Annotated in this window: 17 protein-coding genes; 16 read left to right on the top strand and 1 reads right to left on the bottom strand. The window is 55.2% G+C overall.

Annotated elements, in window-relative coordinates; genetic code table 11:
* Position 1: 1 nt before the first annotated feature.
* Positions 2-634 (top strand): cyclodeaminase/cyclohydrolase family protein, encoded by a 633-nt coding sequence (locus J2Z49_RS08215; protein ID WP_307401914.1) that lies wholly within the window; start codon positions 2-4, stop codon positions 632-634.
* 88 nt (positions 635-722) lie between these two features.
* Here the strand turns inward: J2Z49_RS08215 and J2Z49_RS08220 are convergent, their stop codons facing one another.
* A complete protein-coding gene (locus tag J2Z49_RS08220; RefSeq protein ID WP_307401915.1) occupies positions 723-857 on the bottom strand; it encodes a hypothetical protein in 135 nt (44 codons plus the stop codon).
* A 122-nt stretch (positions 858-979) separates the two neighbouring features.
* Here J2Z49_RS08220 and J2Z49_RS08225 point away from each other — a divergent pair, with 122 nt between their 5' ends.
* The 15 genes from J2Z49_RS08225 (at position 980) to J2Z49_RS08295 (ending at position 16,829) form a co-directional block, all read left to right on the top strand.
* Complete coding sequence (locus J2Z49_RS08225; RefSeq protein WP_307401918.1) at positions 980-1,954, top strand: TIGR01212 family radical SAM protein; 975 nt, start codon at positions 980-982, stop codon at positions 1,952-1,954.
* Between the two features lie 422 nt (positions 1,955-2,376).
* The gene (gene xseB / locus J2Z49_RS08230; protein WP_407650070.1) at positions 2,377-2,634 is read left to right on the top strand and encodes an exodeoxyribonuclease VII small subunit; all 258 of its coding nucleotides are present in this window, start codon (positions 2,377-2,379) and stop codon (positions 2,632-2,634) included.
* Between the two features lie 5 nt (positions 2,635-2,639).
* Entirely contained in the window at positions 2,640-3,530 is an 891-nt protein-coding gene (locus J2Z49_RS08235; protein WP_307401921.1) for a polyprenyl synthetase family protein, read from the top strand.
* 801 nt (positions 3,531-4,331) lie between these two features.
* Complete coding sequence (locus J2Z49_RS08240; RefSeq protein WP_307401923.1) at positions 4,332-4,919, top strand: hypothetical protein; 588 nt, start codon at positions 4,332-4,334, stop codon at positions 4,917-4,919.
* 27 nt (positions 4,920-4,946) lie between these two features.
* A complete protein-coding gene (dxs, locus tag J2Z49_RS08245; protein WP_307401926.1) occupies positions 4,947-6,866 on the top strand; it encodes a 1-deoxy-D-xylulose-5-phosphate synthase in 1,920 nt (639 codons plus the stop codon).
* Positions 6,863-7,684: a TlyA family RNA methyltransferase gene (locus J2Z49_RS08250; RefSeq protein WP_307401929.1), complete on the top strand. Its 822-nt coding sequence runs from the start codon at positions 6,863-6,865 to the stop codon at positions 7,682-7,684. Before dxs ends, J2Z49_RS08250 begins: the two co-directional genes overlap by 4 nt.
* A 37-nt stretch (positions 7,685-7,721) precedes the next feature.
* Positions 7,722-8,591, top strand: a complete 870-nt coding sequence (locus J2Z49_RS08255; protein ID WP_307401930.1) for an NAD(+)/NADH kinase — start codon at positions 7,722-7,724, stop codon at positions 8,589-8,591.
* Complete coding sequence (locus J2Z49_RS08260; protein ID WP_307401933.1) at positions 8,581-9,159, top strand: tRNA (mnm(5)s(2)U34)-methyltransferase; 579 nt, start codon at positions 8,581-8,583, stop codon at positions 9,157-9,159. The genes J2Z49_RS08255 and J2Z49_RS08260 overlap by 11 nt, the downstream gene beginning before the upstream one ends.
* Positions 9,156-9,611, top strand: a complete 456-nt coding sequence (argR, locus tag J2Z49_RS08265) for an arginine repressor (RefSeq protein WP_307401936.1) — start codon at positions 9,156-9,158, stop codon at positions 9,609-9,611. The genes J2Z49_RS08260 and argR overlap by 4 nt, the downstream gene beginning before the upstream one ends.
* A gap of 4 nt (positions 9,612-9,615) precedes the next feature.
* Positions 9,616-11,307 (top strand): DNA repair protein RecN, encoded by a 1,692-nt coding sequence (recN, locus tag J2Z49_RS08270; protein ID WP_307401939.1) that lies wholly within the window; start codon positions 9,616-9,618, stop codon positions 11,305-11,307.
* Positions 11,308-11,779: 472 nt separating this feature from the next.
* Positions 11,780-12,895 (top strand): SpoIVB peptidase, encoded by a 1,116-nt coding sequence (gene spoIVB / locus J2Z49_RS08275; protein WP_307401942.1) that lies wholly within the window; start codon positions 11,780-11,782, stop codon positions 12,893-12,895.
* A gap of 189 nt (positions 12,896-13,084) precedes the next feature.
* A complete protein-coding gene (gene spo0A, locus J2Z49_RS08280; RefSeq protein WP_307401945.1) occupies positions 13,085-13,849 on the top strand; it encodes a sporulation transcription factor Spo0A in 765 nt (254 codons plus the stop codon).
* A gap of 282 nt (positions 13,850-14,131) precedes the next feature.
* Positions 14,132-15,253 carry a putative cytokinetic ring protein SteA gene (gene steA, locus J2Z49_RS08285; RefSeq protein ID WP_307401949.1) on the top strand — a complete coding sequence of 374 codons (1,122 nt, stop codon included), beginning with the start codon at positions 14,132-14,134 and terminating at the stop codon, positions 15,251-15,253.
* 12 nt (positions 15,254-15,265) lie between these two features.
* Positions 15,266-16,192, top strand: coding sequence for a copper transporter (locus J2Z49_RS08290; protein WP_307401952.1), 927 nt, complete (start codon positions 15,266-15,268; stop codon positions 16,190-16,192).
* The gene (locus J2Z49_RS08295; protein ID WP_307401955.1) at positions 16,149-16,829 is read left to right on the top strand and encodes a glycosyltransferase family 2 protein; all 681 of its coding nucleotides are present in this window, start codon (positions 16,149-16,151) and stop codon (positions 16,827-16,829) included. Before J2Z49_RS08290 ends, J2Z49_RS08295 begins: the two co-directional genes overlap by 44 nt.
* Positions 16,830-16,841: the final 12 nt, after the last annotated feature.

Here is a 16,841-nt window from a genome sequence, read left to right on the forward strand (position 1 = left end):
GGTGAGCGAGATTTTTGATTTTCCCTTTCGCAGGATACTGGCGGTAGCTGCTTCCGACGCCCCAACTCCCGGTGGGGGCAGCGTTTCCGCCATAGTGGGTGCCCTGGGGGTGGCCATGACGGCCATGGTCGGCAACCTCACGGTGGGCAAGCCCAAATTTGCCGATGTGGAGCCCCAGGTCAAGGAAATTACCGGCGCGGCTTACTTTATCATTAACAAACTGGAAAAGCTGGTGGCGGCCGATATTGCAGCCTTCGGCAAGTTCATGGAAGTCTACCGGATGCCCAAAAACACCGAGGAAGAAAAGGCCAGGCGGGAAGAACTGATGCAAAAGGCCCTGAAAACGGCCACTGACACTCCCATGGAAGTGGCCCGCACCCTCCTGGAGGCCCTGGAGATTACCGAAAGGCTGGCTAAGATTGGCAATAAAATGGCCATCAGCGATGCGGGCGTGGCCGCCTACATATGTGAAGCGGCCATCAACGCCGTACTTCTGAGTGCCGACATCAACATCCCCATGATTAAAGACCAGGACTATGTCAAGGGCATTCTGGCAGAAAAGGAAAGGATCGTTTCCGAGGCCAAACGGTTAAAGGATGCGGCTGTGGCCGTGGTCCAGGAAAGAATGAAGTAAAGAACCTCCCGATTTCATTTTGACGGGCGGGTCTGCCGGCAGCAGGCGGATCCGCCGGTCGTTTTATACATGGTTTAATTTATTTTAGCTAATAAAAAGTCACCTCGTTTAACTTGATCCAGCCCAGCAGGTCCAGCAGATCTACCAGTTGATCAAATAATTGCTTTTGTTCCTCCAGGGAGAGTTCTTCTATTGCCCGCACCAGTTCCTCTATCCGGGACATATTTTCACCCCCCTGATACATACGATAAGCAATGCCCGCTCCTTTGTCAAATCATCCACAAACAAAACGGGTATTTGTGCTGCCGGCCATTTGTGGTAAGATAGGGGCCAGGAGGGTCATCAATGTCCGCAAGCCAGACCCGCTACCGGGTTTATTCGGAATTCCTGAAGGAAAAATTCGGGGGCAAAGTATACAAGTTGCCCATCAACCTCCCCGGAACCTGTCCCAACCGGGACGGCACAATAAGCACCGGGGGGTGTATCTTCTGCGACGAGGAGGGGGCGGGTTTTGAGTGCCTGCCCAGCAGCCTTTCGGTAGAGGAACAGCTGGCAGCCAACCGGGAGTTTTTCCGCAAGCGCTACAAGGCTGATAAATTCATCGCCTATTTCCAGGCTTTTACCAACACTTACCTGCCCTTTGAGCGCTTCCGGGAGTATGTCCTGGCTGCTGCCGGCGGGGAAGACATGGTGGGCATTTCCATTTCCACGCGCCCGGACTGCATCAACGACCGTTACCTGGATTTCCTGGCGGAAGTGGGCCGGGAAAAAAATCTGGTTATGGACATCGAACTGGGGCTGCAGACAGTCAATTACCATTCCCTGTTGCGGGTAAACCGCGGGCATACCCTGGCCGAGTTTATCGATGCGGTGCAGCGCATCAAAGAGCGGGAGCTGGAAATCTGCACGCACCTGATCCTCAACCTGCCCTGGGACGATATGGTTGACGTGATCGAAAACGCCAAGATTCTCTCCGCCCTGCAGGTGCAGTATGTAAAGCTCCACTCCCTTTACGTTGTCCGGGATACCGTACTGGGGGAAATGTACCGGCGCGGGGAGTTTTCCATCATCCCTATGGAGGAATACGTGGACCGGGTGGTCACATTTCTGGAATACCTGCACCCGGATATCGTCATCCAGCGCCTGGTCGGCCGCGGCCCCTATGACCGGGTGCTTTTCTCCAACTGGGGAGTGAGCTGGTGGCAGGTAAAGCAAAGGATTGAAGCCAGGCTGGAAGAACTGAACACCTGCCAGGGGCGACTCTGCGACTATTTAAACGGCCCGGCGTTGCGGAAGAGATTTCCCTGCGGGCCGGAGTAGACACCATCACGCTTTCAGCGTCGTAACTTTTCAGTAAAACCGTTACCACCGGCACGGTGCCGCGTTGTCCAAAGCGAACGACTTGCGGAGCGCTGGTTACAGCACCCGGCGAAGCGAGGGTAACCGGACTGCGGCGCGAAACCAGCGGCACCGAAATATAGCTTTAGCAAAGACAACTTAACTGAAACGGCAAAAAGATGACAGTAAGGTGCAACTGCCATGCCGCATTTGCAGCGCCGCTAGTCCGGTCCGAAGCAAGCCGCGGTGCTGTCAGCGCGGAGCACTGGAGTGAGCGTGGACAACGCGGCACCATAACGGGGTTATTGAACATTTACTCATCTTCACTGCCGTTTTGCACGTAAGCAAGCGACATTGAACCGAGCAGATGCTGAAGAGGTTCACTATTGAAGCGAGGTATAGCCATGAAAAAACTAACCTTTGAAGAAGCGCTGGCCAGACTGGAAGCAGTGGTACGGGAACTGGAAGAAGGACAGTTGCCTCTGGAAAAATCCCTGGCCCTTTTCGGGGAGGGGATTACTCTTACGCGTTTCTGTCATCAGGAGCTGGAAAAGGCCGAGGAGCGTATTTCCATACTCACCGCCAATGAAAAGGGAGAACCGGTATTAAAAGATTCCGATCCCTGTCTTGCTGATCTGCTCAATCCGGATAGGAAGGAGTAAGCAAGTTGGATTTTTTGACCGAACTAAAAGCCAGGGCAGCCCTGGTGGACCGGGCACTGGATGAGCTTGTACCGTCAGAAGATACTTATCCGCCTGTAATTCACCAGGCCATACGGTACAGCCTTTTTGCCGGGGGGAAACGGCTGCGGCCCGTCCTGGCCCTGGCAGCGGCCGAAACGGTAGGCGGCAACCCCGCACGGGTATTGCCGGCGGCCTGTGCCCTGGAATTGATCCATACCTATTCTTTGATCCATGACGATTTGCCTGCAATGGATAATGATGATTTCCGGCGGGGAAAGCCGACCTGTCACCGGGTTTATGGTGAAGCGGTAGCCATCCTGGCGGGGGACGCCCTGCTAACTCATGCCTTTGCTCTTCTGGCCAAAAATGCCCAGAACCAGATGGCACCGGCAGAACGGGTGGTGCAGGTTATTGCGGAGGTGGCGGCGGCTGCCGGCACCCTGGGGCTCATTGGCGGGCAGGTGGTGGATACCCTGGCTGCGGACACCGCAGTAGATGCCGCCACCCTGGAGTATATCCACCGCCACAAAACCGGGGCGCTGTACCGGGTGGCCGTGCGGGCAGGGGCCATTTTAGCCGGCGCAAATGAAAAGCAACTGGAGGCCTTGACTATTTACGCCGAGAACCTGGGTCTGGCTTTTCAAATACAAGACGATATCCTGGATGTGGAAGGTGACCCGGCCAGGCTGGGCAAACCCGTGGGCAGCGACGAAAGAAATAAAAAGGCTACTTATCCGGCTCTTTTCGGATTGGATGTGGCCAGGGCAAAGGCCGGGGAAGCGGTCGCGGCAGCCCTGGCCGCCCTGGAGCCTTTTGATGAGCGTGCCGATTTTCTGCGGGAACTGGTCCGGTTTGTAATTGCGCGGGATTTTTAGAGCTTTAAGGAGATTTAGCGCATGGCAATGACCCTGAAGGGTTTGTATATCAACGGCGAGCTACTGCCAACCGGGGGTCATCCTAAAGGTTAGCAGCACCATTTGCTTTTATTTCTGAGCTTATGTTATAATTCATTTCCGAAACTAGAAAGTGGGATAAGTGACGCAGTATCCTAGTCAGGTATGCCTTTTTTGAAGACGGGCCTAAAAATCCGTCGCGGGCACATCGATGAAGTTCCTGGTGCTGGCTGCTGACGCCCAGTCGGGGGCTGGTACTGGGAGTTAAGGAGTGAGGGCGAGCCGCAAAGGCATGCGGGCGTGGACCCTGACTCCGCGGAGACCCAAGTGCGTGGGAAAGCGTAAAAGCCGTACTATGGCTTGGGGTGTGAACCTGCACGTGGTGAAAGCTGCGTGCAGTGTAGCCTGCCTTGAGTGGTAGCGGTGGATGTCGTTGGCAACCGGTACCTCATATCCCCAGTGGGCCCAGGGGAAGGTGGCCGGTGGACTGAAACCGTTACTGCAAAAGAGGCTAGAAAAGGGCCATCCTGCCGGGGAAAACTCCTAGGCTGTCCGGTAACACCGGGGCAGCGCGGGGATTGCAGTGTGGACTAAGTGGTAATCCAGCCCCGGGACCGGCAACGTCCCGGAAGCAGCCCGAAGGGGAAACCGCCGGCCTGGCGACAGCCGGTGGCTGCTTGGGAAAACCTGCTGGACCTTAAGCCACAATATTTACCCGCGCTGCTGTCACTTGTCCCCGTGATACATAACTCTCTTTTCCCTTCCCGTATGAGGTGACTGTATTTGGGAAACAATAAATCTACAGTTTCAGGCCGGTACGTACTTATGGTGGGTACGGCCTCTTTTTTACTGGCCATAATATTTTTTTGGTTTTCAGAATTGCTGGCCGGTAAGGTGAAAAGTCTTTTTTTATCTTTTCTTTTTTTAGTTATAATTATACTGATCGGTATTCTGGCCGATATCGTGGGTACGGCGGTGGCAGCTGCTGAAGAGTCCCCTTTCCATGCCAAAGCGGCCAAACGGGTGCGCGGGGCAAGGGAAGGGGTATATCTGATCCGGAACGCCGACCGGGTGGCCAACATCTGTAACGATGTTATCGGGGATATTGCCGGAACGGTAAGTGGTGCCCTGGGAATTGCCCTGGTTTTGCAAATCTTACTTTACTGGAAGGGTATCAACCAGGCTTTGTTGAATATGATGGTAACCGCTCTCATTGCCGCTTTTACCGTAGGCGGCAAGGCGGCCGGGAAGCGCATAGCCATTTCCCGGGCCAACGAGGTAATTTTTCTGGTGGGAAAGTTGCTGGCTGCCTTTGAACAGTTGACGGGGATAAGGGTGATCAGGAAAAAATACCGTCGGGCGGGCAAATAACACCAGGTACGTCGGGAAGGGGAAAAAATGGGAGACTTGCTTTCAACAATTAATTCTCCGGCGGATCTACGCTCCCTGGATATGGCCGCTTTACAGCAGCTTGCTTCCGAAATCCGGCAGGAGATTATCGAAACGGTGGCCAAAAACGGCGGCCACCTGGCCCCCAATCTGGGGGTGGTGGAACTTACCCTGGCTTTACACCGGGTTTTTCAAACTCCCCGGGATAAAATTATCTGGGACGTAGGCCACCAGTCCTATGTGCATAAGCTGGTTACCGGCCGTCGCCCCGTTTTTCATACACTGCGCCAGTTTGGGGGCATCAGCGGTTTTCCCAGACCCCAGGAGAGCGAACATGATGCCTTTGGTACCGGGCACAGCAGCACCTCCATTTCCGCAGCTTTAGGTTTGGCCCTGGCCCGGGACCTGAAGGGCGACAATTACTCCGTGGTAGCGGTGATCGGGGACGGGGCAATGACCGGGGGCATGGCCTTTGAGGCTTTAAACCATGCCGGCCACCATAAGACCAGTTTAATCGTTGTTTTAAATGACAACGAGATGTCCATTGCCCCCAATGTAGGAGGGCTTGCCAAATACTTGAGCCGCCTCCGTACCGATCCCATGTATTCCAAAGGCAAGGAAGAACTGGAACAGCTTTTAAAGCGCATTCCAGCCATTGGTCCCCGGGTGGTTAAAGCGGTGGAGCGGGTAAAGGATTCCCTGAAATATCTGGTAGTACCCGGCATGTTTTTCGAGGAACTCGGCTTCATCTACCTGGGGCCGATTGACGGGCACAATATCCAGACCATGATCAATGTCTTCCAGCAGGCCAAAGCCACCAGGGGACCCGTCCTGGTACATGTGCTCACCCGCAAGGGGCGGGGCTACCCGCCGGCGGAGGAGAATGCCGATAAATTTCACGGAGTTGGTCCGTTTGAAGTTAAAACGGGCCAGGTAATTAAAAAGCCGGGGCAGCCTCCTTCCTATACCGAGGTATTTGGGCGCACCCTGGAAGAACTGGGACGCCGGGACAAGCGCATTGTGGCCATTACCGCGGCCATGCCTTCCGGCACCGGTTTGGATCGTTTTGCCGCTGCCTTTCCCGAACGGTTCTATGATGTTGGTATTGCCGAACAACACGCCGTTACCCTGGGCGCGGGCCTGGCAGCGGGCGGATTAAGACCCGTAGTGGCTATTTATTCTACCTTTTTGCAGAGGGCCTACGACCAGGTGCTCCACGATGTCTGCCTGCAAAACCTGCCCGTAACCTTTGCCCTTGACCGGGCGGGCCTGGTCGGGGAAGACGGAGCCACCCATCACGGCGTGTTTGATTTTGCTTACCTGAGATCCATTCCCAACCTGGTGCTCATGGCCCCCGGGGACGAAAACGAACTGCGCCATATGTTAAGAACGGCGCTGGATTACCCGGGACCGACAGTTTTGCGCTATCCCCGGAGTGCCGGTACGGGGTGCCCGCTGGATGAAGAAATTGTCTCCCTGCCGGTCGGGAAGGCCCGGGTGCTCCGGGAAGGAGACGACATTACCCTGCTGGCCGTGGGCACCATGGTTTCCCTGGCCGGGGAGGCGGCTTCCCTTCTGGAACAGCAGGGCATATATGCCACGGTGATTAACGCCCGGTTCGTCAAGCCACTGGATGAGGAATGTATTACCCGCTATGCCCTGCGCACCCGGCAGGTGGTTACCATCGAAGAGCACGTCCTGCAGGGAGGATTCGGCAGCGCCGTCCTGGAACTGCTTGGGGACAGGGGGTTGCGCAACGTCCAGGTCATCCGCCTGGGAATTCCCGATGAGTTCATCGAGCACGGCAGCCGGGCCGTTTTGCTGGCCCGCTGCGGCTTGACCGTGGAAGTGCTGGTTAATACCGTATTAAAGGCCCTGGGCGCAAACAGGGCAAAAACAAAGGTAAAAATTGGGGTGCAATGGCCATGACCGCTGCCAGGCAGCGCCTGGATTTGTTGCTGGTGGAACGGGGACTTTTTGCCAGCAGGGAAAAGGCCAGGGCTGCGGTGATGGCCGGCCAGGTACGGGTGGACGGGCAACCGGTAGATAAGCCGGGCCGGCTGGTGGACCCCCGGAGCCGGATTGAGGTTACCGGGCGGATGCCTTACGTCAGCCGCGGCGGTTTAAAACTGGAAAAAGCCATTCACAGCTTTCAGCTCGATTTTACCGGCCGGGTAGTTCTGGACGTGGGGGCATCCCACGGCGGGTTTACCGACTGTGCCCTGCAGCATGGTGCCCGCCTGGTTATTGCCGTGGATGTGGGATACGGTCAGATGGCCTGGAAGCTCCGCCGCGACCCCCGGGTGGTAATCCTGGAGCGCACCAACATCCGTTACCTCCGGCCGCAGGACCTGCCATGCCTGGCTGACATAGCGGTGGTAGATGTTTCTTTTATTTCCCTGGAGAAGGTGCTGCCCAAACTGCAGGAACTGACCACCGGCGATGCCCTGGGTGTAGCGCTCATTAAACCCCAGTTTGAGGCCGGCCGGGAAAAGGTGGGCAAAAAGGGAGTGGTACGGGACCCGGCGGTGCACCGGGAAGTCATTACTGCCGTTTGCCGGGCCATTAAAGATCTGGGGTGGGGCGTACGGGGTCTTGATTTTTCGCCAATTAAGGGCCCGGAGGGCAATATCGAATTTCTGGTTTGTTTTGACCGGAGTGTCCCCGGCCAGGTAGACCTTTCTTCCACCATCCCGGCGGTGGTGGCGCGGGCCCACGCCGAACTTGACGCCGGTAACAGGGATTAGCCTGCTGCCGGCGGTTTTAGCTAAAAGGAGTGACCCGATGAAAACCATCGGCCTGTTGGTTAACCCGGGTAAACAAAGGGTAGCCCCCCTGGTGGAACAAATTGTTGACTGGCTGACTGCACGGGGTTGCCGGGTGGTGATGACCGTTGATGCGGCCACCGTCCTGGGCCGGCCCGAGCTGGGTCTCCCCCGGGAACAGCTTGTTGGGGAAACCGAAATTCTGCTGGTACTGGGCGGCGACGGTACCCTGTTGCGCTGTGCCCGGGAATCTGCTCCCCGGGGTATACCGCTTCTGGGAATCAATCTCGGCCATCTCGGCTTTCTGACCGAAGTTGATGTTCCGGAACTTTTGCCCGGTTTGGAGAAACTTTTAGCCGGCCAGTACACCATCGAGGAGCGGATGATGCTTGAGGCCAGGGTTATCCGGGAAGGGCTTATAGTGGAACGGGTTATTGGTTTAAACGACGCGGTTATTACCAAAGGAGCCTTTGCCCGGCTCATTTTTCTGGAAACCTATGTTAACGATGATTTCGTCAGCACCTATCCCGCCGATGGCCTGATTGTAGCTACCCCTACCGGTTCCACGGCCTATTCCCTTTCTGCCGGCGGCCCCCTGGTTACCCCGGAGCTGGACCTGATGGTGGTCACCCCCATTTGTCCCCATTCCCTCTGGGCACGACCACTGGTCATTAATGCTGCCAGCCGGGTGCGGGTGATTGTTCGCTCGGAACAGGGGGAAGTAATGTTAACGGTTGATGGCCAGCAGGGCTGCAAATTACAATTTAATGATACGGTGCTGATCCAGCAAGCGGCCCACCGCGCCCGGTTGATCCGGCTGAAAAACCGCAGCTTTTTCTATCTCCTGCGCCAGAAGCTAAGTGAGGGTGAGCGTTTGAATGGTTGCTAGAAGTGCCAGTGCGGTCCAGTGGGCGCAAAGCTTTATTGCTCCGGTGCTGGTGCCCGGTTGCCTGGCGGTGGACGCCACCGCGGGTAATGGCCAGGATACCCTGTTTTTAGCCCGGGGTGTGGGGCCGCAGGGGAAGGTTTTTGCCTTTGACATTCAAATCCAGGCCCTGGAAAAAACCAGGGAAGAGCTGGCCGGGGCCGGTTTGCTGGACCGGGTGATCCTGCTGGCCGCGGACCACCGGGAAATGGCCGCCCATGTTCCCGGTGCCGTGAAGGCAGTTATGTTTAACCTGGGCTATTTGCCCGGCGGGGACCACCGGATCATCACCCGGCCCGAATCCACCCTGGAAGCGCTCAAAGCGGCCCTGTCCCTTTTAGCATCCGGGGGGCGCATTTCCCTGGTGGTTTACACGGGACATCCGGGCGCCGCAGAGGAATTGAGGGTCGTGGAGGAGTTCACCCGGGGCCTTTCTCCCCGCCATTATACGGTGGTAAGGCTATCCTTCTGGAATCGTTCTTCAAGGGCGCCGGTAGTAATTCTTCTGGAAAAGGCGGGTGCAGAAACGTGAAGGCCCGGCGGCAAAGGCAAATCCTTGAGATTATCCGCCAGCAGGTTATCGAAACCCAGGAAGAACTGGCGGAGGCCCTGCGGGCCGCCGGGTTTCCCGTTACCCAGGCAACCGTGTCCCGGGATATCCGGGAGCTGGGATTGGTCAAGGTACCCGGAGAGAACAATACCTTTCGCTATGCCGCTCCCGGTGAAACGCCCCCTTTAAGACGGTATGAACGGTTGAAGAGACTCCTGCGCAGTTCGGTACAGTTCATCGATTTTAGCGAAAACCTGGTGGTGGTAAAGACACTGCCGGGCGAGGCCCAGGGTGTGGCATCGGCCATTGACCAGGCAGCCTGGCCGGAAATCATCGGCACCGTGGCCGGGGACGATACCATTTTGATTATAGTTAAACCGAAAAAACTGGTAAATACAGTTTTGCAACGCTTAAATCAGCTTGCCAGGGGGTGAGGAATTGCTGGTTTCCCTGGATATTCAGGATTTCGGCCTTATTGACCGGCAGACCATTGAATTTACCCCCGGGTTAAATGTACTCACCGGGGAAACGGGGGCGGGAAAATCCATAGTTGTGGAGGCCCTGCAGGTGGCCCTGGGCGGCAGGGCGTGGGCGGAATTTATCCGCACAGGCAGGGAACGGGCCAGGGTTACGGCGGTTTTTGAGATTCACCCGTTAGCTATGCTAAAGGAAAAGCTAAAGGCGTGGGGAATCCCGCTGGAAGACGACGGGATACTGATCATGGCCCGGGAACTGGCCCGGAGCGGGCGCAACATTTGCCGGTTAAACGGGCAGGTGGTTACTTTAAGCGCCTACCGGGAAGCGGGCCAGTACCTGGTGGATGTCCACGGCCAGCACGAAAGCCAGTCGCTCTTTAACCCCGACCGGCACAGGGATCTCCTGGATCGTTTTGGAGGATTGTGGTCCTTGCGGCAAGAGGTGGCCGAAATCTACCACAGGTGGCGTGAGCTTACGTCTCAGCTGGAGGAACTCCGCCGCGGTGCAAGGGACAGGCTGCACCGCCTGGACATGCTTACATATCAGGTCCAGGAGATTGATCGTGCCCGCCTCTCGCCGGGAGAAGAGGAAGCGCTCACCCAGGAGCGCAACCGGCTGGCCAATGCCGGGAAGATTGCGGCCCTGGCCGGCCGGTGTTATCAGACCCTGCATGGAGGAGAGGAAGGCATCCCGGCGGTAATAGATCTCCTGGGCCGGGCCTGCCGGGACCTGGAGGAGCTTTCCCGGCTTGATCCGGAGCTTTTGTCCCTGGCCTCGACCCTGGACGGCGTCTTATACCAGGTGGAGGATGTGGCGCGGGAACTGGCCCGTTACCGGGACGGGGTGGAATTTAACCCCGGCCGCCTGCAGGAAGTGGAGGAGAGACTTTCCCGTATTCACGACCTCAAGCGCAAGTACGGTGATAGTGTGGAGGAAATCCTGCGTTACCGTGAAGAGGCGGCAGCCGAGCTGGAGTTACTGGCTTCCAGCGAGGAAAATGCGGCGGCGCTGGAGGATGAGATCAAACTCTGGGAAGAGCGCTGGCAGCAAAAGGCACTGGACCTATCCCGTGCCCGCCGGGAGCATGCCCGGAAGCTGGAAGGGGCGGTGGCCCGGGAACTGGCGGATCTGGAAATGGGAAAGGTGGAGTTCCAGGTTCTCTTTGAAGACCTGGCCCAGCCTTCCGCCGCCGGGCGGGAGCGCGTGGAGTTTCTGATCTCTCCCAACCCGGGGGAACCCCTGCGTCCCCTGGCGAAAATTGCTTCCGGGGGTGAGCTGTCCCGGGTGATGCTGGCCATGCGCGCCATCCTGGCTACAGTGGATGAGCTACCCACCCTGGTTTTTGACGAAGTAGATGCGGGCATCGGTGGGAGGACCCTGGTGGCCGTGGCTGAAAAGCTGGCCGATATCGCCGGCCACCGCCAGGTGATCTGCGTTACCCACGCGGCCCAGATAGCCAGCTTTGCCCGCACCCACTTCAGCATTTCTAAAGAGGTCCAGGCCGGTCAAACCACTACCCGGGTGAGAAGGCTTGATGAGGAAGGCCGCCTGGCGGAGCTGGCCCGCATGCTCGGCGGACGGGAGGCAGACGGCCTGGCCAGGGATCATGCCCGTCACCTGCTGGAACAGGCCAGGGGAATTATAGAAAAATAAAACACCTATGACGCTTTCCATGTCACCAAGAGAGGATGTAAATCCCTGCCGTTTTGCACGTAAGCGATCGACATTGAGCCGAGCAGATGCCAAACTTATTTTTAATTTCTAAAAGCCCAATAATGGGCTTTTTATTTTTTTAAACGCAAATAAGCCAATAACGGCACATTTAGTCAGAATAATTGATATTACCTCGGGCTATCTTAAAAATGCACACTTTTATTTTAATTTTTAGTACCTTATCTGGATACCAGTATGCAGATGGAGGTGGGACAAAAAATAAACGGGGAGGCGATTAATTCTGAGCAGAAAAAGGTTTTTTTCCATCATGGCAATATTCACCCTGGTCCTGAGTCTTTTGTGCGCAAACATAACCGTAAAAACTTTATTTATGTCTTTGGGGCCAAACGTGGCCATAGGCGACCCCCTGATACCGCGGGGATTACCCGCAAAAATTTTTAAAGTAGAAATTTTGTCCGGACAGCCAAAAGCCAGATGGACCTCCGGGCAAGGGGTCGTTCCCGTAGCCACCGTCCCCGGCCGGGTTGATATGCAAATAAAGCTTCTGGGTCTTATTCCGCTAAACCGTATGGTGGTTAATGTGGTGCCTGCCGTGAAGGTCGTCCCGGGAGGGCATTCCATAGGCGTTCTCCTTCATGCCCAGGGAGTAATGGTGGTTGGCCACGCGGTGGTAACAGACCTGAAGGGACAACGGCACAATCCCGCCCTGCAGGCAGGAATTTCAAACGGTGATGTTATCCTGAAAGTAAACGGGTGCCGGGTACAGAGTGAGCAGCAGGTACGCAACGAAATAAGCCGGTGCGGTGAAACGGGCCGCCCGGTCACCCTGGAAATAAAACGGGGGCAACGTGTCTTCATCACCCGGGTTAAACCCATCTTTTGTGCCGAAACAAGGCGTTACCGTATTGGGCTTTATGTGCGGGATAGTGCTGCCGGTGTCGGTACCCTGACTTTTTATGAACCGCGAACCCAAAAATATGGTGCCCTCGGTCACGTGATTACCGACATTGAAACCAACCGCAAAATTGAGCTTGGTGACGGTCAAATTGTGGAGGCAATGGTACAGGGGATCCGCCCGGGCCGCCGGGGCCAACCGGGGGAAAAAATAGGTCTTTTCAACGGCAACGGGTTAACCGGTAATATTGAAAAAAATACGTCCTACGGAATTTTTGGTTACTTGCGCAGGCCCCTGACCAATCCCTTATATCCCCAACCCGTGCCCGTAGCCCTGGTCTACCAGGTGAAAAAGGGTCCGGCTGAAATGCTCACGGTTCTAAAGGGAAATCGTATTGGGCGTTTTTCCGTGGAAATATTACAGGTGATGCCCCAGAACAAATGGGAGGGAAAGGGCATGGTGATTAAAGTTAACGATCCCGAGCTTTTACGACAAACCGGGGGCATCATCCAGGGAATGAGCGGTAGCCCGATTATACAGGACGGAAAGTTTGTCGGAGCCGTAACGCACGTGTTTGTTAACGATCCCACCCGGGGTTATGGCGTACTTGCCGAGTGGATGCTCTGGGAAGCCAATTTAATGCCCATTCCGAAGGAGAAAAAAGCTGCCTAAATATAAGTTTTTTCGACTAAGACCCAGATTTTATGCATAAGTAACTCATTTAGTGTCATATATTAACAGAAATAGTAAATAAAATAATTTACTCCGTATAGAAGGAGTTTTTTTTTGCGCGTCGAAATTGGCTATAAATGCCATTAGAGAGAAAATATAAAGAGTAGAATATTCAGGAGGCGGGATTTAATGGTGAAAAAAACCGTTAAGGTGCTAATTGCTGATGATAATCGAGAGTTTTGTGAATTACTCAAAGAATTTATCAACCAACAGGAGGACTTTCAATTATCAGGTATTGCATATAATGGTTTAGAGACCCTGGAGCAAATTAAACAGCAAAAACCGGATGTGGTAGTGCTGGATATCATCATGCCCCATTTAGATGGCATTGGCGTGCTTGAGAAGTTGGGGAGTGTTTCGCCCCGTCCCAAGGTAATTATGCTTACGGCCTTTGGCCAGGAAAGTGTAACCCAGCGTGCAGTTGAGCTAGGGGCCGACTACTATATTCTAAAACCTTTTGACTTTAGCGTGCTGGCCACGCGTATCCGGCAACTTGCCGATGGGGTTAATGTATCCCAGTACATTTCCCCGTCCAAAACCAGAAACCTGGACGTTGCGGTAACAAACATCATCCACGAAATGGGCGTACCGGCCCATATCAAAGGCTATCACTATTTGCGGGATGCTATTCTGGCAGTAATTAACGAAGTCAACCTGCTGGGGGCAGTAACCAAAGAACTTTACCCCATGATTGCCCAGAAATATCAAACCACGCCCAGCCGGGTGGAAAGGGCTATCCGTCATGCCATTGAGCTGGCGTGGGACAGGGGTAATGTGGAAATGATGACGAAATTTTTTGGTTATACTATAAATATACAGCGGGGTAAACCAACCAATTCCGAATTCATAGCCATGGTTGCGGACAAGTTGAGGCTGGAGGCCAAGGTGAGTTAAAACTAAATACCAGAACCTGACCGGCGGTCAGGTTTTTTTACGAGTTAATATTCAGTAAAACCGTTATGGAGCGGGGACCCAGCACTCACCGGGATACCAGCTCTTCCCAAAATCGGATGTGTCAATTAAACCTGAAACACGGAAGCAGAGTCATATTTTGGTGAGTGCTGGGCCGCAACCGGGTTCACTGAATATTTACATTTACGAAACAGGGACCGTTTCTTGACTGGCCGCTACAAAAACTGTAAAATGTTAGAGAAATGTTAAGGCGGTGAAAGTGGCATGCACGTTAAGGGTATTGCCCGGGTGGACAGGCGGACCAAGCACCTGGTCAAACGTCTGGCGGCTCACGAGATTGCCATTATCAACCACCCTGAACTTGATGACGTCGCCGCCCGGTCTCTGGTGGAAACGCGGGTACGGGCGGTCATTAACGCCGCTTCCTCCCTGAGCAACCGGTATCCCAACCCCGGCCCCCTGACCCTGGTCCAGGCCGGGGTAATCCTGGTGGATAATGCCGGGGAGGAAATTATGGATCTGGTGGCTGAAGGACAGGAAGTGGAAATAAAAGACGGCCTGATTTTCTGTCAGGGTCGCCAGGTGGCCTCCGGTCATATCCTCACTGCCGAGGAGATAAAACAAAAAATGGCCCTGGCCCAGCAGAACATGGGAGCCGTTATTTCCCGTTTTGTGGAAAATACCCTGGAACATGCCCGGCACGAAATGAGCCTGGTTAAGGGTGAGTACCAGCGGCCGCACTTGCGCACCTCTTTTAAGGGCAAGCATGTGCTCATTGTAGTACGGGGACACAACTACAAGGAGGATCTAAATGCCATCAAATCCTACATTGACGAAGTGCGCCCCGTACTGGTGGGCGTGGACGGCGGTGCCGATGCCCTGATAGAATTCGGTTACCAGCCCGACATCATAGTTGGGGATATGGACAGCGTTTCGGATAAGACTCTAAGATCGGGAGCGGAGCTGGTGGTCCACGCTTACCCCGATGGAAGGGCTCCCGGGCTGCAACGCATTCAGCAACTGGGGTTAAAGGCAGCGGTTTTTGCCGCTCCCGGCACCAGCGAAGACATAGCCATGCTTTTAGCTTATGACGGGGGGGCAGAGTTAATTGTAGCCGTGGGGACCCACTTTTGTGTGGAGGATTTTTTAGAGAAGGGGCGGCAGGGCATGGGAAGCACCTTTTTGGTGCGGTTGAAAGTCGGTTCAATTTTAGTTGATGCCAAAGGGGTCAGCAAGCTCTACCGCAATCGCATTAAAGCCAGGTACCTGGCTCAAATTGTTCTTGCTGCCCTCTTGCCTGCCGCCGTGGTGGTAGTCGTCTCCCCTGCCACCAGGGAATTGTTGCGCCTGCTGTACATACACTTCCGGCTGCTGCTGGGGATTTAGGCTGGTGGTATAATGATTATTAATCTACGGTATCATATCGCTTCCCTGGTGGCGGTTTTTCTCGCCCTGGGACTTGGTATACTGGTGGGCAGCACCATGCTCGGCAATGAGGCCCTGACCAAACAGCAAAAACAGCTGGCGGATAAACTCATGGTGCAGATGGAGCAGCTCCGGGAAAAGAACGAAGCAGTGGAGGCCCGGGCCAATGCCCTGGAAATGGACAACCAGAAGCAAAAACAGTTTGAGAAGCAGGTGCTGCCGGTTCTGGTCCGGGATCGTCTGGCCGGGTACCGGCTGGCTATTATTGAAACCAATAGTTACGGATTTCCCGACGATCTCATTGCCACTTTACGCCTGGCCGGGGCGGAAGTAGAGTCCATCACCACCGTACTTAACGGTTTTTACATAAACGGCCAGGACCAGACACTGCAAAGGCGGTTGGGATGGGGTAACCTGACTAACGAACAATTAACCACCCGCCTGGCCGGGGAAATTGCCCGGGGACTGGTTAAAGGCCGGAGCAAGGTTTTAGATGTCCTGGAGGACGAAAACCTGATTAAAATTAGTGGGAATTATGGGGTGCCCCTGGACGGAGTTATTATCATCGGCGGCAGCCAGGACCGGAATATGGTCAGGGTCCAGGCACTGGATTTGCCCCTCATTGATACGCTTTTGCAAAATAAAATACCGGTCTACGGTGTGGAGGAAACCAATGTGCTTTACTCCTACATGCCGGATTACCAGAAGAAACGCATTACCACTGTTGACAATATCGACACCATTCCCGGCCAGGTAGCCCTGGTGATTGCCCTCACCGGGAAGCCGGGACACTACGGGGTCAAACCTACTGCTCAGAAGTTGCTCCCTGAACTGGACGAAGGGGGAAAACCCGCCGATGGCAAAAGAACAGGCAGTGTCGGTACTGGTTCCCGCCTATAACGAGGCAAGCCGCATAAAGGATACTGTACGGGCCGTTCTATCTATCCCCGAGGTGGCCGAGGTAGTGGTTGTTGATGACGGTTCCACCGATGCTACGGCTGAAGTAGCCCGGGCCAGTGGCGCCCGGGTAATTCGTCTTCCCCGCAACCTGGGCAAGGGGGAGGCTTTGAACCGGGGTGCGGCCCTTTGCACCCGTGATGTGGTCCTGCTCATTGATGCCGATCTGGGTGCCAGTGCCGTCGAGGCCAGGCACCTGCTTTTACCGGTCCTGAAAGGAGAAGCCGATATGACGGTGGCCCGCTTTCCCGCGGCCAGGCGTAAGGGAGGATTTGGCCTGGTTAAGGGACTGGCCAGGGCCGGGATCCGGTGGTATACCGGCCTGGTAATGGAATCCCCCTTATCCGGGCAGCGGGCCATGACCAGGGAAGTGCTGCAACATCTGGTACCTTTTGCCTCCGGCTTTGGAGTAGAGGTGGGCATGACTATTAAAGCCGCCCGCCTGGGTTTCCGGGTGCAGGAAGTTCCCGTGGTCATGACCCACAGGGAGACCGGCCGGGATTTAAAGGGGTTTTTACACCGGGGAAAGCAATTCTGGCACGTGGCCCGGGTTCTCTGGCAGGCCAGAAATTCGCTATAATATTTATTCGGA

Source organism: Desulfofundulus luciae, assembly GCF_030813795.1.
In the GTDB taxonomy this organism is placed as follows: domain Bacteria; phylum Bacillota; class Desulfotomaculia; order Desulfotomaculales; family Desulfovirgulaceae; genus Desulfofundulus; species Desulfofundulus luciae.